Origin of the sequence: Acinetobacter sp. CIP 101934, assembly GCF_000369585.1 — a bacterium.
Taxonomy (GTDB): domain Bacteria; phylum Pseudomonadota; class Gammaproteobacteria; order Pseudomonadales; family Moraxellaceae; genus Acinetobacter; species Acinetobacter schindleri.
Map to the genome: position 1 here is coordinate 74,202 of NZ_KB850094.1, position 26,353 is coordinate 100,554.

Below are 26,353 nucleotides of genomic sequence, written 5' to 3' on the forward strand. Positions count from 1 at the left end.
TCACTTAATTAACTTTAATTTCTTTACCACGTTGATAGCCATCAACATAATACTCAAGCTGTGACAAGGCCCAGTCAATATCTGCCTGCATGGCAGAAAGTTCCTGCATTTTATCAAACACTTGTGTAATTTCCTGTAACGGAACGTGTTTTTCAAATGATCTTAGAATACGACTGTGTGACGTAAGCTCAGTATTTTCCTGATCGATTAACAATTCTTCATACAGCTTTTCACCTGGCCGCAAGCCGGCATATTGAATTGCAATATCCCCCTCAGGATGCTGCTCATCACGAACTTTCAACCCACTCAAGGCAATCATTTGACGGGCCAGATCCTGAATACGTACCGGTTCCCCCATATCCAGCAGGAACACATCGCCGCCCACGCCCAAGGCACCGGCCTGAATCACCAGCTGTGATGCCTCCGGAATGGTCATAAAGTAGCGGGTAACATCCGGATGGGTCACGGTAATCGGACCACCCTTGAGAATCTGCTGTTTAAACAGCGGTACCACCGAACCCGAAGAACCGAGCACATTACCGAAACGGACGATACTGATCTGGGTCTGCTGTTGTGCCTCTGCCATCGCCTGACAGTAAAGTTCTGCCATACGTTTACTGGCACCCATGACATTGGTCGGACGTACCGCTTTATCGGTTGAGATCAGTACAAAGGTTTCTACACCCTTTTTCACCGCAGCATTCACGCTGAAGGCCGTTCCTACTGCATTGTTTTTCAGGCCCGCTAGCGGATTACACTCGACCAGCGGTACATGCTTATACGCTGCCGCATGATAGACGGTTTGTACCGCATACTGCTCAATCACACGTTCCAGTTTCTGCTGATCCAGCACCGAGCCCAGAATCGGAATAATCTCACACTGAGACATTAAGCGCAGCTCTTTATCAATGTTATACAGGGCAAACTCGGTTAATTCAAAAATAACGATTTTTGCCGGCTGGTTTTTCACAATCTGCCGGCACAGCTCCGAACCAATCGAGCCGCCTGCACCGGTGACCATCACCACTTTATCTTGAATATTTCTGGCCAAAAGCTCCGGCACTGGGGGCACCGGATCACGCCCCAGCAAGTCAATAATATCGACTTCCTGAATATCAGAAATACGGATTTCACCATCGACCAGTTTAGTCAGCCCCGGAATTTCGGTAATTTTTAAATGTGCCGGTTCCAAGAATTTAATGATTTCACTTTTGCGGACCCGCCCGACCGAGGGTAAGGCAATCAGGATTTCATCAATATTTTGCTTGCGCATGAGCTTGAGGGCGGTCTGAGCGTCATAGACTTTGAGTCGACCCAGCTGCTGTCCAGTCAATGAGCGTTTATCATCAATAAACATGACCGGCAAATGCGCATTGGAACGATACAGTGCAGCAGCAACCTGTTGGCCTGCATGACCCGCGCCATAAATTGCAATGCGTTTTTTCTGTACGTCGGCCTGCAAATAGGAACGGATAATAAAGCGGATGATGCCACGGCTAAACCAGATCCAGGCAAACATCATAAAGCCGAACATCAGCGGAATAGAGGTCGGAATAAAGGCTGGAGTAAAATAAGCCAGCGCATACAGGCCAGCGACAGTCAAGGCAGTCGCCAGTCCCATTTTGATCATAAACACTTCATTATAAGTACGGACAATGAAGCGGTAGACCCCACAGACAAAAAGCGATGCAACTGCAATCATACTGACCCAGAGCGTACCAAACGGCAGATTAGGCACGACCTCCGCGCCTAAATCAAAAAGGCGAATGGCATAACATAGCCAGATCAAGACTGGAAAAGCACAGAAATCCAGAATAATTAAAAATGCAAGTTTGGCAGCTCGTGGTGATTCTACGAAAGGCGTAATGATCGATTTCACTGGGTACCTTGTCTCAATTCTAATAAATTTTTAATGCATCACGATTTTATTGGTAATTTAAAGTGATATCTCATAGAGAAATGCACCGAATTCGGTGCAGTTATCTTGCAAAAGTTTAAGCAACTATTCTATTAATGACCTGTTGAATTGCCATCACAGTTTTGTTAATACTTTCATCACTTAAAGTCGGATGAACTAAAAACATCAGACTGGTTTCCCCCAATTGCTGCGCATTTTTCAATCGCTGTGCTGGACGCCATGGCGTGCCATCAAAGGCATGCTCGAGATAAACTTCTGAACAGGAACCGCTAAAACAGGGTATATTCTGCGCACTGATTTCCTGCATGATCCGGTCACGTGACCAGCCTTCAGGCAAAGCCTCGATATTAACCTGCACATAACATTTATAGGCAGCATGCACATAATCATCGGATGGACGATAAACGCTAAAATATGGACTGTCTGCAAATGCCGCATAAATTTTTTCCATATTGGCTAGGCGTTTTGTGGTCCATTCCGGCATTTTTTTCAGCTGGATACGGCCGATCACAGCCTGCATTTCCATCATGCGCCAGTTGGTGCCAAAGGAGTCATGCAACCAGCGGAAACCCGGTGGATGCTGCTTGTTATAGATGCTGTCAAAGTTCTTGCCATGGTCTTTATAGGACCACATTTTTTTCCACAGGGTTTCGTCATTGGTAGTGACCATACCGCCTTCACCGCCGGTGGTCATAATCTTGTCCTGACAGAAGGACCATGCCGCGACATGACCGATTGAACCGGCAGATTTACCTTTATATTTTGCTCCATGCGCCTGTGCACAGTCTTCGATCACATACAGGCCTTTATCGGCAGCCAGTTGCATGATCGGGTCCATGTCACACATCCAGCCTGCCAGATGCACACAGATAATCGCTTTGGTATTTGGTGTAAGTGCTGCTTCGATAGTTTGAGCAGAAATATTCTGTGAATCCAGTTCAACATCGGCAAAAATTGGATTTGCTCCCGCGGTCACAATGGAACTGGCTGAAGCCAGAAAGGTACGTGAGGTGACAATGACATCATCCCCTGCCCCGATACCCAGTGCTTTTAAAGCCACATCGAGCGCCACGGTTCCATTGGCCAATGCCACTGCATACCGGGTGTCTGCAAACTGGGCAAATTCTTTTTCAAATTCACGGCATTCTTGTCCAGTCCAGTAGTTGACTTTATTCGACAATAAAACCCGGGAAACCGCATCCGCTTCTTCCTGGGTAAAACTTGGCCATGGTTCAAATGCAGTGTTTAACATGATGTTTCCTGAATTTTTAAAATTTAAAAACTTATTTTTTCTCTAGAATCCGTGCCGGATTACCCACAACTGTTACACCCGGTGGAACGCTTTTGGTGACCACAGCGCCCATACCGACCACAGCCCCCTTGCCAATCACTAAAGGTTGGTCAGGTGTACCCTGTTTAATCACGGCACCTGTACCAATATAGGCGTGATCTTCGATATGAATATTGCCATTGCATTTCACCCCGGGAGCAAAGGTGACGTAATCGCCAATGATACAATCATGCTCAACATAACTATATAAATTGGCATGAAAACATTTGCCAATCTTGATATTGGAAGTCAGGGTCACAAACGGGCTTAAAGCAGCACCTGGGGCAATTTCTATTGCATCCATGCGCACGACATTATCCGCCTGAACCGTCCATAGCTCAATTGCTTCTTGTTCAAGTTTTATCGCAATTTTTTCACGGATCTGACTATTGGCAATCGCAATGACAACTGACTTTCTATCAGCCTTTAGATTTTTAAATGCTGCATAATTTAACGCACTATGTCCATTAACCGTCGTTTCTTCGATTAGACTGTCATCTATAAAATAGATTTCGGCATTTATATTCTGACGCTGTAATTGCTGGCGAGCCACAGGCATCAAGCTTCGGCCACAACCGGAAGCGCCATAGACGGCATAGATTTCAGTCATGGAGATTGTCCGTTTTTGTACCGGTAAATTTGGTCATGGTGGCTTCACCCTCGGCACTGATATCATCTTTTGCTAAAACTTTATGTACCGTTTTAAACATGATTTTGAAGTCGAGCCAAATCGACTGATTTTCGACGTACCAGGTATCCAGCTTGAATTTTTCTTCCCAGCCAATGGCATTGCGGCCATTGACCTGCGCGTGACCCGTCATGCCCGGTCTTACATCATGGCGTTTGGCCTGTTCAGGGCTGTAAAGTGGCAGGTATTCCATCAACAGTGGACGTGGGCCGACAATACTCATATCGCCTTTAATCACGTTCCACAGTTCCGGCATTTCATCCAGACTGGTAGAACGTAGCATTTGACCAAAAGGCGTTAAACGTTCACTGTCTGGCAATGGGTTCCCCTGCCTGTCCACAGCATCTTTCATGGTGCGGAATTTGATCATTTCAAAGGGCTTGCCATGTAAACCCGGACGAACCTGGCGAAACAAGACCGGTGAGCCCAGATTTTTTTTCACTTTGTAAGCAACAAATGCATAAAGTGGTGAAAGCAGGATCAGGGCAATAGAGGCGATGATAATATCGAGGAAGCGTTTTAGCATAACTATCTCAACACTTAAAAAATAAAAGTGCTATGGAATTTGGGGATCATAAGTTATTTAAATTGTGCATAATACTCTAACGCCTTTTCAAGAACTTCTTTATGATTATATTTGCTAGCAACTTCATCATAACATTGTGGTTTCATTGCCAATAAAGAGTCTCGAGACTGCGAAATTTTTTTCATTTTATTAAATAATGCCAAGGTGTCTTTAGGATCGACAAAAAAGCCATTTTTCCCCTCTTGAACAATTTCCGAGTACCCAGTGATAGATGTTACAAGTACAGGTACTTTCATTAAATTAGCTTCAAGTACCGATAAACCAAATCCTTCGCGATAGGAAGGTGATACGAATAAATCCATTATAGTTAAAAACTTTTTAACATCTTTTTGGAAACCTACCTCAATGATATTTGGATTTGTCTTAATAATATTTTGTGTTTCTTGACTAAGCGGATCTAACTCCTGCTCATACATACCAACTAATATTAATTTGATATTTTTCTGTTCGAGCATATTAAAAGCATGAACTAACTCATTAATACCCTTATCAGCTACTAACCTACCTACAAAACCAAAGACAAAATCCTGTTTGGTAATACCATAGGATTCTCGAATAGCAGCGCCATCATAATTTTCTGTTAAAAATTCCTCTACTGGCATACCATTGGCACTACCATGATGAATAACAGAAACTTTCTTTCTAGTTAATTTATCCTGTACTTTTTGTTTGACACCTTGGCTTACTGCGATAATATGAGTTGCACAGAAGCAATTTAGTTTTTCTAAGACCATCAATAATTGTCTTTTTTTTCCAGTCGCACCCTCATACCTTAATCCATGCACATAGTAAATACGTATTGGTACTCTAGTAATATATCCTGCAATAAGCCCAAGTAAAGAGCCTTTAGGTGTATTGCAGTGGATAATATCAGGTCTTTGCTTAATGAATAGCCATAAAAATTTTAATAAGCTGATAATATCATTTTTAATAGCAATATCTCGTTTCATTTGAATAGCACTATATTTTACGTTTTCTGAGCATGCTATTTGTTCAAGTTCCTTATCAGGTGAACTAATTAATGTAATATCAAAGTCTTTGCTCAGCTCTCCTATCTGCCCCTTAAAAAAATTTAAAGACATAGGTACGGTCGTAATTAAAAAAAACTTATTATTTTTCATATATGTCAATTTCAATAAAAAAAATTATAGAGTTGAACTAAAGAAGACAATATTACAGGATGCTTTATTAACTTTCTAAAAAACTCCTTCCTGCGGTTACTTAAGTGTTCTTGCAAGTAAAAGAAGTTTTTACTGTGTAAAAAATTAATATTCTCTTTTAAAAATTCAGAAGGTAATTTGTTCTTTATAGTATGGTAAATAATATCTGTACACAAATACGTTAATCTCACATTAAAATACCTATTTGTTTCTAAAGATAGTTCATATTGTTGTTTAAAATTATATATATGTTCTACTATTATCACCATATCAGAGACAAGTTTTTTTTTCTTGAAAAAATTATTATTACGAGTAATAGAGTTAGGTGATTGAAAAAAATATTGTATGTATTCATCCTTTGAGCTTACACTATTAGCTAGAAAGAATGCTCTAGTATTAAATTCAAAATCTTCTATATATATGTTCTCTCTAAATAATAAATCATTATCTATTAAATATTTTCTTTTATATAATTTATTACAAGCAGAAAACATAGTAGGAAAATTCAAACAGTAATCCACACCTCTTCTATTAGAAATATTCACAGCCTTAAAAGTTGATAAAGTTTCTTCCATGCTTTTTATATTCTTACAGGAAAACTCAATTATATCATCTTTAGTATCTTTCAAGAATATAAAATTTTGTTTAATTAAAACGTCATCAGCATCTAAAAATAAAATATATTTTCCAATCGCAGCATTAATACCTAAGTTTCGCGCTCCTCCTAGGCCTTTATTTTCTTGACTAATAACTTTAATTCTAGAGTTAGTTAGTGCTAAAGACTTAGCTACTTCAAATGAATTATCTGGCGAGCCATCATTGACCATAACAATTTCATAATCTATATCTTCGATTTTTATATTACTAATACAGTCAATGAGATAATTCTCAACATTGTACATTGGTACTATGATTGATAAGAGGGTTTCCATAACTCGCCTATAATGAATAGATTAACGACATCAATAAAGTAAATGAAAAATAAAATAGTGTAATATAAATTACCATTTTATCATTAAGTGTGGTCTGATATTGTTTAAGCGCTGGGTATATCACTACTAACGGCATTAAAAACCATGATAAGTATGCAAATCTGTTAGAAAAACTAGCATTAATGACTAAAATCCAAATAGCATTACTAATCAAATAGGTCCCAAAGATTAAATCATAACGTCTATCAATAAGATTTAAGCGTTTTTTGCTATACCAACCTATTATAATAGCGCTAGCACTATAGGCAATGAAATCCCATCGAAAGCCAGAAATATAAGCATTTTCATCATTATTATTAGATGCAAGATAACTTGCTCTGTCATCAGTAATAAATGATGCAAAAAGCGTCTGAATACTACTACCAAATACCAAAGATATAGGAATACATATTAACCAAAAAGCAACTAACCGATTTGTATTACGATAGTAATTTGATAATAAAAATGCAGCGATAGGAATAAGCATTGACCCATGAATAAAATAAGCTATTAGTAACCATATACCTTGAAATAATTTTTTATTAGTTGAAAATGCCAATAGAAATATAGAGGTAGCTAAACCATTACGAATACCATTAGTACCATAAGTAAAGAAAGAAAATGCCGTAATAAAAGAAAAAAAACTAAAAAACCAGAGCTTTTTAAAATTATATTTTGAGACCCAATACATCGGTAAAATATAAAGGAAAGCAGTAATAAAGAAAAATGTTTTGGCTTCGAATACTCGTGAAATACTATACATATAGTACCAAAATAGACGATCACTAGTAAGATCACTTGGAAAACTTGATGAAAATCTCAGATAATCGAAAAAGCCTACATAAGTAGTCATATCAATAAATTGACCACTTATTGGACGAAGTCCTATATAAAATATAGAAAATATAAGTAATATATTACTTATCACTTTTGCTGAGTAATGATAAACCGTTTTATTCGGTAGAACAGCATACTTGATACTAAAAGTTAGTAGTGCAATTAGAAAATATGCCAGTACTAGATAATACGCATGCTCATAATTTTTAAGTGGAACCCAGTCAAACATATAGTTACTTAATTCTATATAGTGATATTAAAATTAAACTTTCTAATACTCTATTCTTAGAAAGCAATTGAACGCCATGCGGCAACATTCTTATCGCGCATGGCTTTAAGCATAAGTTTTTGTCTAGCATTTAAATTAGTTTCTAAATTGACATCATTAAATATAGTATCTAGTTCATTAAACATATACAAAATATCCGCATCATCAAGATAAAAAGTACGATTGTTCAAAAAAATTGATGCTTCTACAAACAATCTTTTATAAAAATCACCATCAATAATTAGATTAGATTGTTTAGCAGCATTCAAACAGTATTTGGTAACATAAAACTGGTCATACCCTAAATTCCTAGCTTTTACTGAATTAGAGATACCATTGGGATTTATACGGTATAAATAACCAATAGTATCTAAATGCATGTAAGTTTTAGCCTTGCGTAGGATGACATTACTAATAATAGCATCTTCCCAATACAAACCTTCTGGAAATCTAACCAGCTCAAACAGATCTCGTTTGTATATTTTCCCACAAGCAAAACCTTTAGCAAATTTATAAACATCATTAATATTGCTTAATAAAGTTATTTTTTTAATTAAAGGAATTCTATTTTTTAATAAAATACAAACATCTGCTTCCGAAGCATAATGCTGAAAATCAAATTCAAAAATATCAATATTATTATGTTCATCAATTTTTTTAGCAACTGCAGTTAATATTCCGTACGAAAGCATATCATCAGAATCAACAAAAGTAATATAATGACCCGAGCTATACTTCAATGCCTTATTACGAGCCCCGGACAAACCAAGATTTTTTTGATTTATTAATAATTTTAGATTCTTATAATTCGAACTAATTTCCTTTAATAATGCTAATGTATTATCCGTTGAACAATCTTCTACAACAATAATTTCATAATCATTAAAGCCCGTAAGGGCATTGACAATCGAATCTAAGCATTGAGTGATATAGTTTTCAACATTATATGCAGGCACAATAATACTTAATTTAACACTTGACTCATAATCAAATCCTAAAAATTGTGACGGTTTAAAATCGTAAGGTTTAAAATTAACAGGCTTAATCTTATTATTATTTTTGGTATATGTTATATTATGTAAGTGATATTTAGAGTATCTATAGGCTTGATATACACTGTATAAAATATTTGCAAATAATTGATTATCTATAAAAATATTAGGAAGCTTACATTTTCTAGCTACGGCATTACCAAAAATAAGATTTTTTTGGTTATTAGAAATTAGGCTCATAGTAAATTTTCTCTTATTTACGCAATATAAATTTTTTCAAGTAATCGAGCGTTCTGGGATACATCAAACCCCAAATTAGATAACTTTTCCAAAATTTTTTCATTAGATACTATTTTCTTATCACGACTGAGTAACTTTAAAGCCCAATCGCGAGCATTATCTAATGGTATAAAATTAACAAGATCAAGACCCAAATCTACTTCTTCAGCAACAGTGTCTGCTACTAAGGTTGGTAATCCTACTGCCTGACTTTCTACTAAGACAACGGGAAATCCCTCATGGAGTGATGGTAAAATCATGACATCTGCATTTGCCATTAGCTCAACTACATTAGAACGTAAACCTAATAACTTGATATATTCACTAAGGTTTCTCGCTTGAATTTGTTGTTCAATATGTGCACGCAGTGGGCCATCACCTACTAGATGAATGACAAATTTTACTTGCTCCTTAATAAGTTCTTCCGCAATATCTAAGATAAATGCATGATTTTTTACCGGCATGAATCGAGCCACATGGATAATATTTAACTTATCCTTATCAAATTGCTCATTAGGTGATTTATGGCTTTCCTCCACGATATGGTGGATTTCTCTAACATCAACAGCATTGGGTAATATCAATATATTTTGATCATCTTTATATAGATATTTTCCAGCCTCATCACCACAAGCAATCTTATGGGTAGCTAATTTGTTAATAGCTAATTTAGCTAAAATTTCATAGGTTCTCGTAAAAGTGTTTGAGCCACCATTGCTAGTATTGTGTGAATGTGAAATTCTTGTATTCACACCTGCCAAGGATGCTGCCGTTAAATGAAATGCATTGTTCAGAAGTACATGGCTATGGATCGTTTGGTACTCTGGGTGGGATTTCAAAAAATGATATAACTTGATCATTCTACCTAATGAGTTACTCGCAATAATCGGAATGATTTTGCCACCTAATGCCAGTATTTCATCATCATAATCACCTTTATCATTGGTAAAAGTGACAAAGTCAAACTGCACCTTTGAACGATCAATATTATGATAAAGATTCATGAGCATAGTTTCAGCACCTGCTCGATCCATTTTTCCAATTATGTGTAATACTCTAATCACTTTCTCAAATCCTTAATTTTCAAATAAATATTGCTAAATAAATTTATAGAATATTTCTCAAAAAATAATAATATTTTGTATTTAATAGGAATATTTAAATCTAAAAACTTAAGGTGAGGAAAAAAATCACTATAAATATATTTACTATTTTTTTTATTTAATATATAGCCAATATTTGCATAAGCTTTTTGAACACGTATAGAATACTCCAATTCTTTATATTTTAATTTCTCAATATTCTTAATTACAGTAAAGTTTTTTTCAACATTTTTGTCAAAATTCTGGTTGGTAATTGAGCTATTTCTTGTATAATAAAAATATACAGGATCTTGAATAATTGAAATTTTAGGTTTAGTTCCCATAAGTTGAGTTACAAAAAAAATTAGGTCTTCCTTATAATCTAAACCATCTATAAACTTGAAATTTTTATATAACTTATTTTCAACTAATTTATTCCACAAGCCAGCATGGATTTCATCCTGTAGTATTTTTTTTGAAAATACCACTGGATCTTTAATTTCTATGCCAGGAATATTTTCTACATAATTATTTTCAAAACCAGAATAATACCCTCCCACTACAATAGCAGCATTGCTTCTATTTGCTTCATTAATTAAATTCAAATAAGCATTAGGGAGTACAATATCATCAGAATCTGCATGGATTATATATTGGCCTGTAGCATGAGCAATACCAATATTCCTAGCAGATGCAACCCCACCATTTCCTTTATCAAAAATCTTTATCCGACTATCTTCCAGTTGTAGCTTTTTGCAAATTTCATATGACCTATCAGTAGATCCATCATTTACTAATATAACTTCTAAATTTTGATATGACTGTGAAGTAACACTATGAACCGTCTGTTCTATAGTGTCTTGTGCATTATATACAGGAATAATAACTGATATTTTTGAATTTAAATTCATTATCAAGCCTCTGTCAGAGCTTTTTTCAGAAAATCAATTCCATATTTTTTTTGCTGAGCTTTAATTTCATTAATAGAATCCCAATCAATTTTTTGTTCAAATATATCGAGCTTAACATCAGATACATTTTCAAATAGACGATTTTCTAAATTAAATATCTCTAATAGTGACTGAAATCGTGTATAACCTCTATCAACATTAGCAATCGCGACAAATGGCTTATTAAATATAATAGAGAATACACAACCATGAAAAGAATCAGTAATCACAAAATCACTCTTTTGAAAACATTCTATCCAAGACTCTACAGCTGGAAATATATAAGAGTCCGGATCATTAACGAAATACTTATCAAAAATTTTTGGCATATTATAAAATAATGAATAACCCAAAGCAGAACCAATTTTTTCTAATCCTTGCATTCGTGGTTCTTCTGGATCAAGAACATAACAAAAAATCCCCTTTCCACCAGATGGCAGATGCGAAATATCTGCCACTTTTAAATAATCATTAGCATTGAGTAATAAAGTTGGATCACAACATTGCACTGAATTAACCTGCATATTGTCATGAATTAAATCAACCGCACTCTTTTCTCTTACTGATACAAAGTCAAACTTCTGTAATAGTTTTTTAGCACTTAATGTACTTTGTTCATTGAACCGCCAATCATCAGTACCTAACGATGCTGCATAACTTATTTTTCGAACATTATCTGAAGAAAAACCTAGAAAATAGAAGTTAATATTAGGGCAATATTCTGGTCGCCAAACCTGGTCACTTCCCACAATAATTGCATCTAGATTATGAGAAAATTCTGGTAATTTTGACAATTGTATCCAACCACTTGAAGGCTGTATCCTCTTTTCAACAAAATTTCTTGTTTTATTACAAATAAATTTTAATTCTGTTTGATTTGCATAATAAGGCCTAGCTTTGTTTAACACCTTATTTTTTATCCAACGTTTTAAATTTTGAATAAATTGTTGTGACTTTGATAATTCATCTCTTTTCACATCAAGAAATATTACCTGATGGCCTAAACGTTTTATGATAAGAGTTAATGCATATGCTTGTAAAATACCACCATAATTATTCCATAATGGCAATGTTAAAACACCAACCTTCACTTTTTACTCTCCGCAAGAATTGAAAGTAATATACCTTGACCTAACTCAGATACACTCTTTACCCTAGAATACTTGTTAATATAAATTGTATCACCTGAAACCATTTGTACCTTACCCTTAACATCAACACAAAGAGCAGCCAGGGATTTTATCAGAGACTCATCAATATTAATTAAATCGCATTTCATAAATGAATATAAAAACATTAAGCTACCTGATGAATCTATTGTTTTATCATTTGTATGTCCAAGGAATTGAGCCCAAAACCCATAATCTTCTTTTAGGTTATTTAAAAGTTTTAAATAATGCTCTGTAACATTTCTGAATTGCTCATTATAACTTTTTGTTGCGACCGAAGATAAGCCAAGCAATAACCACCCCATACCTCTAGCCCAATTTACTGACCCCAATGGATGATTATGAGTTAAATCATACGCATGGATAGCCAAACCTTGGTTCAGTCCTACACAATATTGAAGCGCAAACTGAACTTGCCGCTCTGCATCTGCTTTTATACTTTTATCCGAGGTAATCTCTGCATAGAGCATTAGGAAAGGACAAAGTAATCCAACCGTATCAATAAAGAAAATATTATGTTCTTTCCTGTATAGGTAAATTCCATCATCCTTTCTAAATAAACTGATATATTTATATATATTTTTTGCAGCTTCAAAGTAGTGCTCTTTATTTGTTATTTGATAAAGTCGCAAAAACACCAGACCAAACATTGCTTGATCAACTTTATCTACTTTAAATTTAAGCTGCCCTTCATTCGTTACTAAATCAATTACTTTTCTTTCTACTTTTGCTAGAGCATCTTTTTTATTTGCACTTTCATATTGATCAAGCAGGCCTAAAAGAAGAAATGCCAAAGGAAAATTAAAATATGTATAAATATGATGTGATTTGTTACCTAAAAAACGATTTTTCCAAGTTGCTAATAATGTATAAAGATCTTCATCATCATTAAAAGACATATTTATATTTTTTGAAACAAGCATTTGATAAGCCTGCTGCAGTACTTTTTCATTAATTACATTAACTTCCTGTACTTTTAACATTTGTATACGTTTGCCAAATTTCCTTTTTATTAAAGGGTATCCAATTAATAATATTTGAAAAAATATTATTAGAAGTAAAACTAAATAAATCACTTATGTTTACCCTCATTTAAAGCTTTTAAATTATTAGATACATAAAGGTTATTTTTTTTTGTATTTTTATATATTTTTTTCTTTAAGTTACTTAGACCTTGATATATTGCATAGTAGTATGACTGCCATGATAGAAAATGATCTTTATTTTTTCCTGCTTGAAGTATTTCAACAGCATGAGTACTTTTAAGTTTCTTCGCATCATAAATGATCTGCCCTAAATATTGGTGTTTTTTTGACTTATAAAGCTTAAGATCAAATACTTCTGAATATGCATCGAGCGTACCAAGTGCATCGAGTGCAGTCATAGTTTTTACACATTTAAAACATCGGGAGCAATTTTTAACGAGTGATTCTGAGCTATCTAGAAATTGATTTGAATCAGCAAGAATACAAACATTCAGATGATGAGTTGAAGGAATAAAAGAAGAAATAGTCAATATTTTATCAATTCTATTGTCATACAAGCCTGCAATCATAATTTCTAGATTTTCTGTACATAAAGCCTTTGCTACCAATAAATCGTAATGTGTCGCCTCAACAACTTCAGGATTGATTTTAAATTTATTAACAGGATAACCAGAAGCATAAAAGAATTTTTTAAATAATTTTGGGAATAAAAGGGTAAAAGAAAGATTACGAATGGAATGTGTTTGGACAAAGGAGATATCTAATATTTCACTCATATTTGAATCAACAGCTATCAACGGTAAATCCATTTCTTGTGCCGCTAAAGCCACACGTTGAATCGTTTTTTTAAATAATTCTCTTGCTACTGTATGCTCTTCGTGCCCAAACGCCCCACTATTAAATAAAGCTAAATGTGTGACTGGATAATCGGTATTCATACTACTTACTAATGCATGAAAAGAATCAACCCCCAAGGACAAAGCTGTGCCTACTGCCTTAGGTTTAAAGTCAAACTCTTTTGTATGAGCATTTACTTTTATATACATTAAATCTGGATTAACTATTCTTAATGCTGGCAATAAAATATCTAAAAAACCATAATATAATCTTTTAGATACAGGTGCTTCAAAAGAGATATCATGTCCTTTAAGAGATGCTAATAGTGTTAAAATAGTAAAAAAAGCGTCACAGCTATCTAGTGATAAATATTCAGTATAATCTTTATCTATTTCATACCAGAGCGTTTCTACCCCATCGTTTAGTCGAAAATCACAACAGATTCTAGTGTGGTTATCTTGAGTTTCTATATAGGGTTTTTGAACATTTATCATCTTTATACCAGTGACTAAATTTAAATTTTGATTTTTTACCAAAGCCGAGATTCTTTTATAAGCTTTTTCACCCCTACTATTGCTAAGCCTAACATTAGTATAATTCCCACTACTGAAAATAGAGCAATTGCTATAAGATCAGACTGATAATATTTAAGCCCAACAATAAGTGCCAAAGAACGCAAAATAATCGAAAAAACTTCCTGAACCAATAAATAGGACTGTAAGTTTAATATAGGAAAAGCCGCCAATATACCTCGTGTTGCTAAGACGCAAGCAAGCCATGGGGCGATCCATTGAGCATATTCACCAGCTGTTTTCCATTGCTCACCAAAAGCAAATGCGAATAAATCCGGTCCAAACAGTATTACTGTACCAAAAGGAATCATTGCAACTCCGCCTAATGCTAATGTTGCCTTAATGACTAATTGCAGTGAGTTAGAAGCCTGTTGTCGAATTGCATTAGTAATTTTAGGATAAAATACTTCACCCACAGATTGTCCTAATAGTAGAACAGGGGCACCTAATATAAGAGTAGTAAGTGAATAGTATCCCGCAGCACTAGAGCCATAATAATTTGTTAGTAAAATAACCGGTAGCCCAACAGCAGCAGCATTAAGCATACTCTGAGGTAAACGGTAAATTGCAAAATCTTTATGCTCAAAAGCTGCTTTTCGTATACCAGTTATACCAAACCACTGACGAAAATCAAATGAACCAACTTTTGGAACTCGGGCCATCAATATAATGTAATTAATCAGGTTAGCAAAAATTGATAATATAATTAACGTAATCCCACTAGCAGAAATATATCCTGCTCCTAGCTTCCCTAGATTTATTATAAAATTACTGAGGACATACGAGCCCGATTTCACCTTAAATAAACCGTCACGTATAGCCACTTGGTTAGCAACAGATAATAAGGCAACAAATACTAAAGAAATTGGGATTAAATAAAGTAAATTAGGCTCAGATTCTAAACCAACAAGAGTGGCTAGCTGCGATTGGAAAACATAAACAATAATTAAAGCTATAGGCGAAACTATTGCGGCAGAAACTAAAGACAAACGTGCTACAACATTCGCTTCTTCCTCTGTTTTTGGCATGACGATAGCATTAGCATAGCCTAATGTCGCTAATGGCGTAATGATGTTAAGAATAGCGGTAAATGCTGCCAATGCACCAAAGGCCTCAGGACTATATAATCGTGTTAGAAATGGCATGAATGCCATTGAAATCGCTTGTGCAGCTGCAATCCCTGTTGCGACTGCAAACACATTTCTTACAAATTTACTTTGTCTAAAGGTCTTTATATGATTACGCAAAAAATAGAACATGAATAAGTTATTCTATAATAATAGACAATAGCTTTTGAATTAACACCTTATTTCTATCCTTATACTCATACTGAACTTACGAAGCTTAAATCTTTCGGCAGGAATACTAGCAGAAAAACATGAAATTTAAGTTATGATTTAGTACCAAAAAGCCAATATCTGTTAAATATTTTACTCATTTTATTTCAAAATATTTTTCCTAAAAATGTCATAAGGCTAAGCTAAGCCCGTCTCCTTTTCACTCACTATTCAATTATAATGAGATACATTTTGTTATAGAAAGTACAGACTTCTCAGGTAGAATATCGCAAATTTAACGAATTAAATATTAAAAACGGGATTTCATGTGCGACAAATTCAACTGGCTTTTTTACTGACTTGCGGTCTGACTTTGACCGGTTGCGCCGTTACCTCTGGTCTGCAAACCTATGATCTACCAGCAGAAGGTGTTTATCAAACCGAACTTGGTACTTCAGTCAACGTGATTAAACTCACCCAGGACTCTATACTGGCTGTTCAGCCTGCTGTACAGAACATTCAACAAGATTATGCACATTTGTTTAGCACCCCCCATCGTAGCTACAGTCTGAGTCCGGGTGATATCCTGTCCATCTATTTATGGGCCTATCCGGAAATGACCCCACCGAGCACAACCATTAGCAGTGAACAGTCTGCTCAGGCTAACGGTTATCAAATTGACTCGCAGGGCTATATCCAGTTTCCGATTATTGGCCGTTACAAGGCTTCAGGTAAGTCCCTGACTCAGGTCAACCGTGAATTACGCAGCCAATTGTCACGTTATTTAAAAACCCCGGATGTCATTGTGCGGGTTCTGTCCTATCAGGGCCAGCGCTATTCGGTTCAGGGCAATGTCATGAAAGGCGGACAATTTTACTTAAGTGATCAGCCTGTCAGTGTATATACCGCCTTGGGTATGGCGGGTGGTGTCAATGCACAACAGGGGGACAATACTTCTATGACTTTAGTCCGTCAGGGACGTACATACCAGCTAAATACCGTAGAATTAGAAAAAGCTGGACTTTCTTTGCATAATTTATTGATCCAGCCCAATGACACTTTATATGTGAACAATCGCGAAAATCAAAAAATTTATGTCATGGGTGAATCTGGCAAAAATCAGTCCTTGCCGTTGCGGGACCAGGGCATGAGTTTAAGTGATGTATTAGGTGAAAGTTTGGGGCTAAATCCACTCTCTGCCAGTCGCAGCAAGATTTATGTTGTACGCAGTCAGGTAAATACTGTCCATACTGAGGTTTACCAGATGGACCTCACCAGTATTGCTGACTTTGGCCTGGCCAATCAGTTTAAAATGCGCAGTAATGATATTGTCTATGTCGATGCTTCGGGTCTGGCACGCTGGCAACGTGTGTTGAACCAGATAATTCCATTCTCGAACACCTTGTATAATCTGGATCGGCTGGGACAATAATGCAGTTTAAGCATATTCTGGTGGTCTGTGTCGGCAATATCTGCCGCAGTCCCATGGCTGAATACTTACTCAAGCAGGCTCTACCTGAACGGCAGATCCATTCGGCCGGTATTGCAGCCATGGTCGGTTATCCGGCAGATGAGAAAGCCCAACGCTGTATGCAAAGTATCGGACTGAATATGCAGGCTCATCGTGCCAAAAAACTGACTGGGAACATGATTAAACAAGCCGATCTGGTGCTGGTCATGAGTAAAAATCAGCAACAGCATCTGGAGCAGCACTGGCCTTTTGCCAAAGGAAAAACTTTTCGCCTGGGGCACTGGCAATCAAAAAATATTGCTGACCCCTACCAGCAGGATCAACTCTTTTTTGACCACACCTTTGAGCAGATTCAACAGTGTGTAAATGACTGGACATCCCATCTTTAAATAATTGAATGACAATAAACTATGAGCCAAACCACCAACACTGAAGATACCATTGACTTAAAAGAACTCTTTTTCTCATTGATTGCTCAATGGAAACTCATTGCCCTTTGCGTCATTTTAAGTATTGTGGCGGCTTTACTGTATTTACGTGTTACACCAGACACCTATCGTGTGGATGCACTGGTTCAGGTCGAAGAAAGTAAAGGGACGTCTGCTGCTTTGCTTGGCGATCTGTCGAATATGATCGAGCAAAAACAGCCAGCACAGGCGGAAATCGAAATTCTGAAATCACGTCTGGTCTTGGGTGACGTGATTGATCGCTTAAATCTAGACATTCAAGTTGCAGGAACAGAAAACTCCCTGTTTGACCGCCTGCTGAATCCACATGATTACCGGACTGAATATTCAACCCGATCGGTTTTATTCAGAGATGGTGATCAAGCATTTGATATCCGTCAGTTCGATATTCCACAGGCCTATTATGACAAGACTTTAGAACTACAATTTAAAAAACAACAGTTTAGTCTGATCGATCCAAGAACAGGCCAAGTGGTTTTTTCTGGCCTGTTAAACCGCAATAATCAGGCGACTCATGCGAATGGGACCTGGAAGGTGGCGATTTTTAGCCAGGACCAGTTCCAGGACCGTTATCTCATCAGTAAACAGTCTCTGCCTGCTGCTGCAAATCGTTTACTGGCCAATTACTCTGTCGCAGAAAAAGGTAAAATGACCGGGATTCTGGGCTTAAATTATGAAGGCCAAGATAAAGCACATATTACCCAGGTACTGAATGCCATTCTGCAAGCATACAGTCAGCAGAACGTGGAACGTCGTTCAGCAGAAACGGCTCAAACGCTCAAGTTTTTAGAAGATCAGCTACCTGAACTACGTCAGCAGCTGGATGTGGCAGAACGTGAATTTAACCAGTTCCGTCAGCAGTCTAATACTGTGGATGTAACCAAAGAATCCGAGTTGTATTTAACTCAAAGTATTGCGCTGGAAACCCAAAAAGCCCAGCTGGAACAGTCGGTTGCTGAGGCGTCAGCGAAGTACACCAGCGAACATCCGGTCATGCAGCAGATGGAAGCCCAACTGGCTGCGATCAATAGCAGAATTGCCGAGTTGAATGGAACCTTAAAACAGCTACCAGATTTACAGCGCCGTTACTTACAGCTGTATCGCGAAGTTGAAGTGAAACAGCAGCTGTATACAGCCCTGCTCAATTCTTATCAGCAGTTAAGAATTGCCAAAGCTGGTGAAATTGGAAATGTGCGTATTGTCGATACCGCTGTTGAACCACTTCAGCCAATTGCACCAAAAAAACTGCAGATTCTGATTCTGTCAATTTTCCTCGGTGGTTTCCTCGGTACCTTAATCGCACTGTTACGTAATATGATGCGCAGTGGTATTAAAGATGCAGCACAGATTGAGAATGAACTGGATATTCCTGTTTATGCCACAGTACCGCGCTCAGCAGTTCAAGAAAGCCGGGTAAAACTGCTGAAAAAGAAAAAAACAATTCCTATTCTTGCAGTTAAAGATAGCGACGATATTGCGGTAGAAAGCATTCGCAGTATCCGGACGACTATTCATTTCTCGCTGACGGAAGCGAAAAATAATATTATTGCCATCTCTGGCCTGGCCCCAGAAGTAGGTAAATCTTTTATTGCCGCAAATCTGGGTGCCATTCTGGCGCAGGGCGGTAAAAAAGTCCTGGTGATGGATGGTGATATGCGCCGCGGCTATTTACACAAATACTTTAATCAGGATACGGCCCCGGGACTGTCTGAGCTACTGCTGGGTACACACACTTTGGAGCAGGTCATCAAGGCAGACAGCTATGAAGGCCTGTACTTTATTTCACGGGGTAAAAACCCGTCGAATCCTGCAGAGCTGTTAGGTTCACAAAAGTTCCAGGCACTTTTAAGTGAGTTATGTGCCCAGTTTGATCATATTCTGATTGATACGCCACCTGCCCTGGCAGTTACAGATGGTGTGATCATTGCACAGTCTGCTGGTGTGAACCTGCTGGTAGTACGTCATGCCAAAACTCAGATGAAAGAACTTGAATTGACTATCAACCGTTTTGAGCAGGCGAAAGTCAAAGTGAATGGCGTGATTCTGAATGATGTACAAAAAGGGGCGGCAGGTAGCTATGGTTATAATTATGCTTATGCATATACTGCAAATAAAGACAATGACTAATTCATTGTAAGCTTTGATTTCACATCCTGCCTTAAGCAGGGTGTGAAATCACCCTCTATTACATTTATCCCAAATGATCATTGTTGAAAAAATCAACTAAAAAACCTATCGTGGTTACAGTTTAAAACTCCTGAGAATCTACAAGAATGTTTAAATCGAAAACACTGCTCGCCAGCTTGGCATTAAGCTCCTCACTAACCTTTGCTCAAGGCATCGTTTTAAATGAGCAAAACCTGCGTACCGATTTAAACTGGTTAAATCAGCAAGGTGTGATTCAAATCAGTACTTCGACCTGGCCAATGAGTGGTGATGAAATTCAACGTGCCCTTTCTCAGGCAAAAGTTAGCAATAGTAATCAACAAAAAGTCATTGATTCTGTCATGGCTCATTTAAATACCAATAACCAGTTACTCAAAGCATCCTTGTTTGCAGAGACAGATCAAAAAAATATTCCTCAAGCCTTTGGTGACCAGCAAAAAGCTCAATATCAAGCAGGTATAGAGTTGAATACAGGTAATCAGAATTGGGATGCCAGACTTCGTGTGAATGCAGAAAAAGATCCCCAGATTGATCATGATCAAGATGTGAATGTTGAAGGGTCTTACCTCGCAGGTAAACTATGGAATCAATGGCTAATTGCTGGGCAAATCCCAACCTACTGGGGACCCGGCCATGATGGCAGCTTAATTCGGGGTGATGCCAGCCGTCCTGTGTATGGTGTGACCATGCAGCGTGCCGAACAGCATGCTTTTGCAAATAAATGGCTATCCTGGATCGGACCTTGGCAATATCAAGCCTTTGCCGGACAACTAGATAACTACGATGCTGTACCTGATGCTAAGTTGATTGGTTTACGTGTCACCGCGCAACCTTTACCTTATCTGGAGCTGGGTGCTTCGCGAGCTATTCAATGGGGGGGAGAAGGAAGACCTGAAAGCCTGAGCTCACTTTGGGATGCTTTTGTCGGGAATAAAGACAATGGCGGCACAGGTGAACCTGATCCATCAAATCAAATTGCGGGTTTTGATGCACGCTTAAATCTACGACCATTGCTACAAGTCCCAATGGGAATGTATGCACAATATGTTGGTGAAGATGAAGCCGGCGGCTTACCGGCCAAAAAAATGTATTTGGCTGGAGTCGATTATTCCTCTAGCTATAATAATATGCCTTTTCAGCTATATACCGAATGGGCAGACACCCGCACCAATGGCAAGGCCCAAGGTATTTCTTATAATCACAGTGTATATACCGATGGTTTTTACCAGCATGGTTATCCATTAGCGCATGCGATGGGTGGTGATGGGCAAATGATTTCTGTGGGTGGTGATATTCGTTTCGATCGCCTGAATCGTGTTAATGCACGAGTACTGTTTGCCAAGTTGAATGAATCCACCCGAACTACTAATTTAGCTTTTCCAGCGCAAGATAATTTAAAAGCTGTTGATGTGAGCTGGACCCATTATCTACGTCCCGATATTCCACTAAAATTAAATGGCTGGATCAGTAATTCAGACCTATATGGTAATGATGGCGGTGCATCGATTGGAATTGAATTTCCTTTAGAAAAAGGCTTATTTTCCTACTAAGTTCTTTGCAAAAGATACTTTTAGTTGTGACAATCATTGTTGCTAGACATTCTCGAACAATGATTAAAAGCTAAAATAAAAAACCAGCAATAGCTGGTTTTTTATTTTATAAAACTCTACCAAACGGCGATGTTTGCTTGCTAAAAAACCACCCATTCTGCAAGATTTCTTAAAAATTTCTGCTAAGATGGAACGAACATTAACGATAACATCATATTGGAATAATACATGAGTAAGGCCTTACCGATTGCTGTCGCTGTTCTTCTAGGCGGTGCTGCGCTCGTTCCTGTTTACTATGCAACTCAACATCCGGTAAATCAAACTTCTAAGGCATCTAAAGATGCATCTGCAGTTTCTAAAATCAGCTATGCTCTCGGTTATGAAGTCGCACATCAAACTCCACCAGAGCTGGATATCAATAGCTTCATTACTGGTGTTCGTGATGGCCATGCCCGTAATGAGGCAGCCTATAATGAAGAAGAGCTACAGGCAGCTTATGAGCAGTTCCAGAAGGATATGCAGCAAAAGCAGCTTGATGATGCTAAAAAGGCCCAAGCTTCAAGTGATTCTTTCCTGACTGAAAATGGGAAAAAACCTGGCGTCAAGACCACCGCTTCAGGCCTGCAATACCTGGTAACCAAAGAGGGCACAGGAAAATCACCTGCTGCAGATTCTATGGTCAAAGTTCACTATACTGGCAAGCTGGTTGACGGTACAGTATTTGACAGTTCAGTAGAACGTGGTGAACCGATCGAATTCCCACTGAATCAGGTTATTCCAGGCTGGACTGAAGGTTTACAGCTAATGAAAGAAGGCGGCAAAGCTACCTTATATATCCCTTCTCAACTCGGTTATGGTCAGCAAGGTGTTCCAGGTACCATCCCGCCGAACAGCACCTTGATTTTTGATGTTGAACTCATCGAAGTAAAATAATACGGTTTAGGGAGAGCAATATGCTCTCCCTTGTTTTTGAGAAATTAGAATGAAAATACAAATTAGCCTTGCTGCCCTGCTGTTATGTTCCGGTAGCCTATACGCCAAGGATATCACCACCAAAAGTACAGAAGCAGAACAGGTGGGTTACAGCTTTGGCTATCTTATGGGTCGCAATAATGCCGATTCATTAAAAGGCATCAATCTGGATGCATTTAGTGCTGGACTGAAAGCCGCAGCAGCAGGGCAAAAAGCCAGCTTGACTGAAGAAGAAATGGCCAAGGTACTGATGCAATACAAGCGTCAGGCAGATGCTCGCGAGTTAATTGAACTCAAGAAAACAGCTGAAGAAAATGCTAAAATTGGCCGTGAATTCCTGGCTGAAAATGCTAAAAAACCAGGGATTAAAACAACTAAATCAGGACTTCAATATCAGATCCTGCAAGATGGCAAAGGAAAATCGCCAAATGCGAACAGCAATGTCAAAGTACATTATGAAGGTCGTCTGATTGATGGTACTGTATTTGACAGTTCAATTGCACGTAATCAGCCGGTCGTATTCAAGACCAGTCAGGTGATTATGGGCTGGACCGAAGGTCTGCAACTGATGAAACCTGGTGCCAAATATCGTTTCTTTATACCTGCAGAACTTGCTTATGGGCAAATTGGTTCAGGTGATGTGATTGAACCGAATAGCACCTTAATCTTCGATATTGAACTGATTGAAGTGATGAAATAATTAAAAAGGAGATATCAGCGTATATCTCTTTTTTTGACTAAAAAGAACAAATTAATCTGCTGTAATCCTGTGACATTTGTTTGGCTTTTGCTATGTTTATACTTTCATCAAAATAGTGAACAACAATAGAGGAACTCCCATGGCAGCAATAAAGACACGTGAGATTCAATATACGGCGCAGGATGGCAGCCAGCTGATCGGTTATTTTGCAGCACCTGAATCTGATACCCCAGTTCCAGGCGTGATTGTGGCACCTGAATGGTGGGGTCGTAATGATTATACTGAACAGCGTGCCCGTGAACTTGCAGAACATGGCTATGCTGCCCTGGCAATTGATATGTACGGCGATAAAAAGGTAACGACTGCATCGAATCAGGCCTATGAATGGATGATGCAGACCTTTGAAGATCCCGATACGATCGTAAACCGTGCCACTGCAGCCCTGAATACTTTAGCTGCACAAGATGAAGTGGAAGCAAATAAACTGGCAGCAATCGGTTTCTGTTATGGTGGTAAAGTGGCACTCGATCTGGCACGTTCAAATGCCCCATTGCAAGCTGTAGCTACTTTCCATGCCAATCTGTCACCCAAAGCACCTGCTCAAGAAGGTCAGGTTCAAGCTGAAATTTTAGTCCTGCATGGTGAACAAGACAGTATGGTTTCACTGGATGATGTCGAAAGTTTCCGGAAGGAAATGCAGGCCGCAAATGTGAAACACGACGTGATCATCTTCAAAGATGCCAAACATGGCTTTAGCAACCCGCTTGCTGATGAACGGGCCAAAGCCAATGGTGTAGATCTTGGTTACAATGCTGAGGCAGAAAAACAAAGCCTTGAAGCAATGTATGCCCTGCTGGCACGTCGCTTAGCGTAAAGATATTTGGCTATTTCCATTTGAGGGTAAGTGGAATAGTACAAAAAGATTATTAAAGAAGAAATAAGGAAAATGAAATGGCTGAGAATAACTGTCCATACTGCAACTATGACGAATATGATGTCATTGCCAAAAATGACTTTGGTGTGGTGTTGCCTGAACCGAATTCATTGTCCAAAGGACATAGCGTGATCGTTCCACTCCGTCATGTGGCTTCCTTTTTTGATATCACGGATAAAGAACGTAAAAGTCTGATGTCTTTACTGGAACAGGCACGTAATGAACTGAATTTACGTTATCAACCGGCTGGTTTTCATGTAGGTTTTAATGATGGTGAGGTTTTTGAAGAAAAGTCTGAACATCTGCATATTCACCTCATTCCACGTTATGAAGGAAAAGTGCTGAAACTCGATACTCGTTGGGGAATTGAAGACTAAAGTAGACTCTTAATTTAAGTTTTATAAAGTGAATGAGCTACGGTTCATTCACTTTTTTATTGTCTGTTACTATCATTTCCCTTGATACACTTTTCACAAATCCTTTCAGCTGAATCAGCTATAATGCCTTCCTGTTTCCCTTTACTATCCAGTATTCATGTTTGTATTTTCAGATGCGCTTTTAGAATGGTTTGATGTTCATGGCCGGCATGATTTGCCGTGGCAAGTGGCAGATGATCCCTACAAAGTCTGGGTATCTGAAATCATGCTGCAACAGACTCAGGTCAAAACAGTATTACAATACTTTGACCGTTTTATTACGCGATTTCCTACGGTTCAGGATTTAGGGGCAGCAGCTTGGGATGAGGTTGCACCCTACTGGGCTGGACTCGGCTATTATGCCCGGGCGCGTAATCTGCATAAAGCAGCCGGAATCGTAGCAGCACAAGGTCATTTTCCAAAAACTTTGGAAGAATGGATCTCTTTGCCAGGTATTGGCCGCTCGACGGCTGGTGCATTGATGTCTTTAGGGTTACGTAAATACGGCGTGATTATGGATGGTAATGTCAAACGGGTTTTGTCACGTTTCTTTGCCATTGAAGATGATCTGTCTAAGCCCATTCATGAACGTGCCATATGGCAACTGGCTGAAGAGCTGTGTCCTTACGAGCGTAATCATGACTATACCCAGGCAATTATGGATCTGGGAGCCACAGTTTGTACGCCCAAGAAACCGCTGTGTCTGTATTGTCCGATGCAACAGCATTGCCAGGCACATCAACAAGGCTTAGAAAACGAGCTGCCTTTTAAGAAAGCTAAAAAACCAGTACCGGTGAAATCTGCCCAGGTACTGATCTTACAATGTGGTGATCAATGGCTGTGGCAGCAACGTCCCAATACTGGACTTTGGGGTGGCCTGTGGTGCTTGCCGATTATCGAAGAAGTACATGAAATGGATGTATTAAAACAGAGTCTAGGCTTAAAACAGTTCATACAAAAAGCCGAAATTTCGCACAGTTTTACCCATTTTACCTGGCAGCTGGAAGGTCTGGTATTTGCCATTGATGCTGATCTGCAAGAACATTTAGCCATTGAACTGAATGGCATCTGGCTGGAGCCAACCGCGGCAGTTCAGGCCGGCATCCCCACAGCAATGAAAAAATTGATCTCTGCAACTCAACTGTGACATATTTAGAAATACGAGATTTTTAACTTAATAATTTTGAACTTGATACGGGCGCACAAGGAAGGATGCTTTGCAGCACAATATTTGTTTTGCCATTATTTCTGTTTTAATGCTGCTATTGGCAGCATGTAGCTCTACTCCTAAACAGTCGGGTTCTGCAGTACTAAATCCGATTCTGGTGCAGCAACTGAGGAATACAACAATGCCCTCCCGGCTACCGATCCCGGTAGATAACATCAAGACACGCCAGCTCAAGGATACCTGGGGCGCTTCCCGCAGCAGTGGCCGCCTGCATGAAGGTATCGACATTATGGCTCCACGTGGAACCAAAGTCCTGAGTGCGACGGAGGGCCTGATTGCAGACTTACGCAATAACAATTTGGGTGGTAAAGTGATCTGGATACTCGGCCCGGGTGGAACCTGGCATTATTATGCGCATCTCGACGGGCATAAGCGCGGCTTGAGTGTCGGGGACTATGTCAAAAAAGGTCAGGTAATTGGCTATGTTGGCAATAGCGGTAATGCACGGCATACTGCGCCTCACCTGCATTATGGGCTTTATCTGCAGGGTAAAGGCCGTGGTGCAGTAAATCCCTATCCATATTTACGTTAATTTTAGGAAATGTAC

The 26,353-nt window shown here is 38.3% G+C and carries 23 protein-coding genes and 1 pseudogene; 10 read left to right on the plus strand and 14 right to left on the minus strand.

The features are described from left to right. Positions 1-4: 4 nt before the first annotated feature. From F899_RS00920 to F899_RS00985, 14 genes are all read right to left on the minus strand, one after another. On the minus strand, positions 5-1,879 hold the full coding sequence (locus F899_RS00920) for a nucleoside-diphosphate sugar epimerase/dehydratase (protein ID WP_005220362.1): 1,875 nt from the start codon (positions 1,877-1,879) through the stop codon (positions 5-7). Positions 1,880-1,994: 115 nt separating this feature from the next. Beyond that, a complete protein-coding gene (locus tag F899_RS00925) occupies positions 1,995-3,170 on the minus strand; it encodes a DegT/DnrJ/EryC1/StrS family aminotransferase (protein ID WP_005220363.1) in 1,176 nt (391 codons plus the stop codon). Positions 3,171-3,201: 31 nt separating this feature from the next. Further along, positions 3,202-3,858 (minus strand): NeuD/PglB/VioB family sugar acetyltransferase, encoded by a 657-nt coding sequence (locus tag F899_RS00930; RefSeq protein WP_005220364.1) that lies wholly within the window; start codon positions 3,856-3,858, stop codon positions 3,202-3,204. Then, complete coding sequence (locus F899_RS00935; protein ID WP_005220366.1) at positions 3,851-4,462, minus strand: sugar transferase; 612 nt, start codon at positions 4,460-4,462, stop codon at positions 3,851-3,853. Before F899_RS00935 ends, F899_RS00930 begins: the two co-directional genes overlap by 8 nt. 53 nt (positions 4,463-4,515) lie before the next feature. Further along, positions 4,516-5,643, minus strand: coding sequence for a glycosyltransferase family 4 protein (locus F899_RS00940; RefSeq protein WP_005220368.1), 1,128 nt, complete (start codon positions 5,641-5,643; stop codon positions 4,516-4,518). A gap of 11 nt (positions 5,644-5,654) precedes the next feature. Then, positions 5,655-6,614, minus strand: a complete 960-nt coding sequence (locus F899_RS00945) for a glycosyltransferase family 2 protein (RefSeq protein ID WP_005220370.1) — start codon at positions 6,612-6,614, stop codon at positions 5,655-5,657. Between the two features lie 7 nt (positions 6,615-6,621). Further along, positions 6,622-7,719 (minus strand): EpsG family protein, encoded by a 1,098-nt coding sequence (locus F899_RS00950; protein WP_005220372.1) that lies wholly within the window; start codon positions 7,717-7,719, stop codon positions 6,622-6,624. Positions 7,720-7,775: 56 nt separating this feature from the next. Next, the gene (locus F899_RS00955) at positions 7,776-8,990 is read right to left on the minus strand and encodes a glycosyltransferase family 2 protein (protein ID WP_005220374.1); all 1,215 of its coding nucleotides are present in this window, start codon (positions 8,988-8,990) and stop codon (positions 7,776-7,778) included. Between the two features lie 17 nt (positions 8,991-9,007). Further along, on the minus strand, positions 9,008-10,093 hold the full coding sequence (locus F899_RS00960; protein WP_005220377.1) for a glycosyltransferase: 1,086 nt from the start codon (positions 10,091-10,093) through the stop codon (positions 9,008-9,010). Next, on the minus strand, positions 10,090-11,022 hold the full coding sequence (locus tag F899_RS00965) for a glycosyltransferase family 2 protein (protein ID WP_005220379.1): 933 nt from the start codon (positions 11,020-11,022) through the stop codon (positions 10,090-10,092). Before F899_RS00965 ends, F899_RS00960 begins: the two co-directional genes overlap by 4 nt. A gap of 2 nt (positions 11,023-11,024) precedes the next feature. Next, a complete protein-coding gene (locus tag F899_RS00970; protein ID WP_005220380.1) occupies positions 11,025-12,152 on the minus strand; it encodes a polysaccharide pyruvyl transferase family protein in 1,128 nt (375 codons plus the stop codon). Then, a complete protein-coding gene (locus tag F899_RS00975; protein ID WP_155757023.1) occupies positions 12,149-13,213 on the minus strand; it encodes a glycoside hydrolase family 88 protein in 1,065 nt (354 codons plus the stop codon). The genes F899_RS00970 and F899_RS00975 overlap by 4 nt, the downstream gene beginning before the upstream one ends. A gap of 89 nt (positions 13,214-13,302) precedes the next feature. Beyond that, on the minus strand, positions 13,303-14,589 hold the full coding sequence (locus F899_RS00980) for a hypothetical protein (protein ID WP_034433823.1): 1,287 nt from the start codon (positions 14,587-14,589) through the stop codon (positions 13,303-13,305). Next, a complete protein-coding gene (locus F899_RS00985; RefSeq protein WP_171063853.1) occupies positions 14,583-15,872 on the minus strand; it encodes a lipopolysaccharide biosynthesis protein in 1,290 nt (429 codons plus the stop codon). The genes F899_RS00980 and F899_RS00985 overlap by 7 nt, the downstream gene beginning before the upstream one ends. A gap of 358 nt (positions 15,873-16,230) precedes the next feature. Here F899_RS00985 and F899_RS00990 point away from each other — a divergent pair, with 358 nt between their 5' ends. The 10 genes and pseudogenes from F899_RS00990 to F899_RS01035 all read left to right on the plus strand — a co-directional run bounded on the left by F899_RS00990 (position 16,231) and on the right by F899_RS01035 (position 26,338). Next, the gene (locus F899_RS00990) at positions 16,231-17,334 is read left to right on the plus strand and encodes a polysaccharide biosynthesis/export family protein (protein ID WP_005220387.1); all 1,104 of its coding nucleotides are present in this window, start codon (positions 16,231-16,233) and stop codon (positions 17,332-17,334) included. Beyond that, entirely contained in the window at positions 17,334-17,762 is a 429-nt protein-coding gene (locus F899_RS00995) for a low molecular weight protein-tyrosine-phosphatase (protein WP_005220389.1), read from the plus strand. The genes F899_RS00990 and F899_RS00995 overlap by 1 nt, the downstream gene beginning before the upstream one ends. A 21-nt stretch (positions 17,763-17,783) precedes the next feature. Next, positions 17,784-19,967, plus strand: a complete 2,184-nt coding sequence (locus tag F899_RS01000; protein WP_005220391.1) for a polysaccharide biosynthesis tyrosine autokinase — start codon at positions 17,784-17,786, stop codon at positions 19,965-19,967. A 146-nt stretch (positions 19,968-20,113) separates the two neighbouring features. Then, entirely contained in the window at positions 20,114-21,556 is a 1,443-nt protein-coding gene (locus tag F899_RS01005) for a capsule assembly Wzi family protein (protein WP_005220394.1), read from the plus strand. Positions 21,557-21,784: 228 nt separating this feature from the next. Next, positions 21,785-22,489: a BamJ family beta-barrel-assembly machinery protein gene (locus F899_RS01010; protein WP_005220396.1), complete on the plus strand. Its 705-nt coding sequence runs from the start codon at positions 21,785-21,787 to the stop codon at positions 22,487-22,489. Positions 22,490-22,538: 49 nt separating this feature from the next. Further along, positions 22,539-23,228, plus strand: a complete 690-nt coding sequence (locus tag F899_RS01015; RefSeq protein ID WP_004814128.1) for a BamJ family beta-barrel-assembly machinery protein — start codon at positions 22,539-22,541, stop codon at positions 23,226-23,228. Positions 23,229-23,367: 139 nt separating this feature from the next. After that, the gene (locus tag F899_RS01020; protein ID WP_005220398.1) at positions 23,368-24,102 is read left to right on the plus strand and encodes a dienelactone hydrolase family protein; all 735 of its coding nucleotides are present in this window, start codon (positions 23,368-23,370) and stop codon (positions 24,100-24,102) included. Between the two features lie 71 nt (positions 24,103-24,173). Continuing rightward, a pseudogene (locus tag F899_RS01025) lies at positions 24,174-24,539 on the plus strand (HIT family protein); the annotation flags it as partial. 157 nt (positions 24,540-24,696) lie between these two features. Next, positions 24,697-25,725 (plus strand): A/G-specific adenine glycosylase, encoded by a 1,029-nt coding sequence (gene mutY, locus F899_RS01030; RefSeq protein ID WP_005220401.1) that lies wholly within the window; start codon positions 24,697-24,699, stop codon positions 25,723-25,725. Between the two features lie 109 nt (positions 25,726-25,834). Continuing rightward, a complete protein-coding gene (locus F899_RS01035; RefSeq protein ID WP_372510642.1) occupies positions 25,835-26,338 on the plus strand; it encodes a M23 family metallopeptidase in 504 nt (167 codons plus the stop codon). The last annotated feature ends 15 nt before the right edge of the window (positions 26,339-26,353 follow it).

Bases quoted from the DNA above. Each gene is read 5' to 3' on its own strand.
- F899_RS00950 (WP_005220372.1), bottom strand. From the start codon at position 7,719: ATGTTTGACTGGGTTCCACTTAAAAATTATGAGCATGCGTATTATCTA.
- F899_RS01020 (WP_005220398.1), top strand. From the start codon at position 23,368: ATGGCAGCAATAAAGACACGTGAGATTCAATATACGGCGCAGGATGGC.
- F899_RS01000 (WP_005220391.1), top strand. From the start codon at position 17,784: ATGAGCCAAACCACCAACACTGAAGATACCATTGACTTAAAAGAACTC.
- F899_RS00965 (WP_005220379.1), bottom strand. From the start codon at position 11,022: ATGAATTTAAATTCAAAAATATCAGTTATTATTCCTGTATATAATGCA.
- F899_RS00995 (WP_005220389.1), top strand. From the start codon at position 17,334: ATGCAGTTTAAGCATATTCTGGTGGTCTGTGTCGGCAATATCTGCCGC.
- F899_RS00935 (WP_005220366.1), bottom strand. From the start codon at position 4,462: ATGCTAAAACGCTTCCTCGATATTATCATCGCCTCTATTGCCCTGATC.
- F899_RS01010 (WP_005220396.1), top strand. From the start codon at position 21,785: ATGAGTAAGGCCTTACCGATTGCTGTCGCTGTTCTTCTAGGCGGTGCT.
- F899_RS01005 (WP_005220394.1), top strand. From the start codon at position 20,114: ATGTTTAAATCGAAAACACTGCTCGCCAGCTTGGCATTAAGCTCCTCA.
- F899_RS00945 (WP_005220370.1), bottom strand. From the start codon at position 6,614: ATGGAAACCCTCTTATCAATCATAGTACCAATGTACAATGTTGAGAAT.
- F899_RS00940 (WP_005220368.1), bottom strand. From the start codon at position 5,643: ATGAAAAATAATAAGTTTTTTTTAATTACGACCGTACCTATGTCTTTA.
- F899_RS00925 (WP_005220363.1), bottom strand. From the start codon at position 3,170: ATGTTAAACACTGCATTTGAACCATGGCCAAGTTTTACCCAGGAAGAA.
- F899_RS01035 (WP_372510642.1), top strand. From the start codon at position 25,835: ATGCTGCTATTGGCAGCATGTAGCTCTACTCCTAAACAGTCGGGTTCT.
- F899_RS01015 (WP_004814128.1), top strand. From the start codon at position 22,539: ATGAAAATACAAATTAGCCTTGCTGCCCTGCTGTTATGTTCCGGTAGC.
- F899_RS00955 (WP_005220374.1), bottom strand. From the start codon at position 8,990: ATGAGCCTAATTTCTAATAACCAAAAAAATCTTATTTTTGGTAATGCC.
- F899_RS00975 (WP_155757023.1), bottom strand. From the start codon at position 13,213: ATGTTAAAAGTACAGGAAGTTAATGTAATTAATGAAAAAGTACTGCAG.
- F899_RS00930 (WP_005220364.1), bottom strand. From the start codon at position 3,858: ATGACTGAAATCTATGCCGTCTATGGCGCTTCCGGTTGTGGCCGAAGC.
- mutY (WP_005220401.1), top strand. From the start codon at position 24,697: ATGTTTGTATTTTCAGATGCGCTTTTAGAATGGTTTGATGTTCATGGC.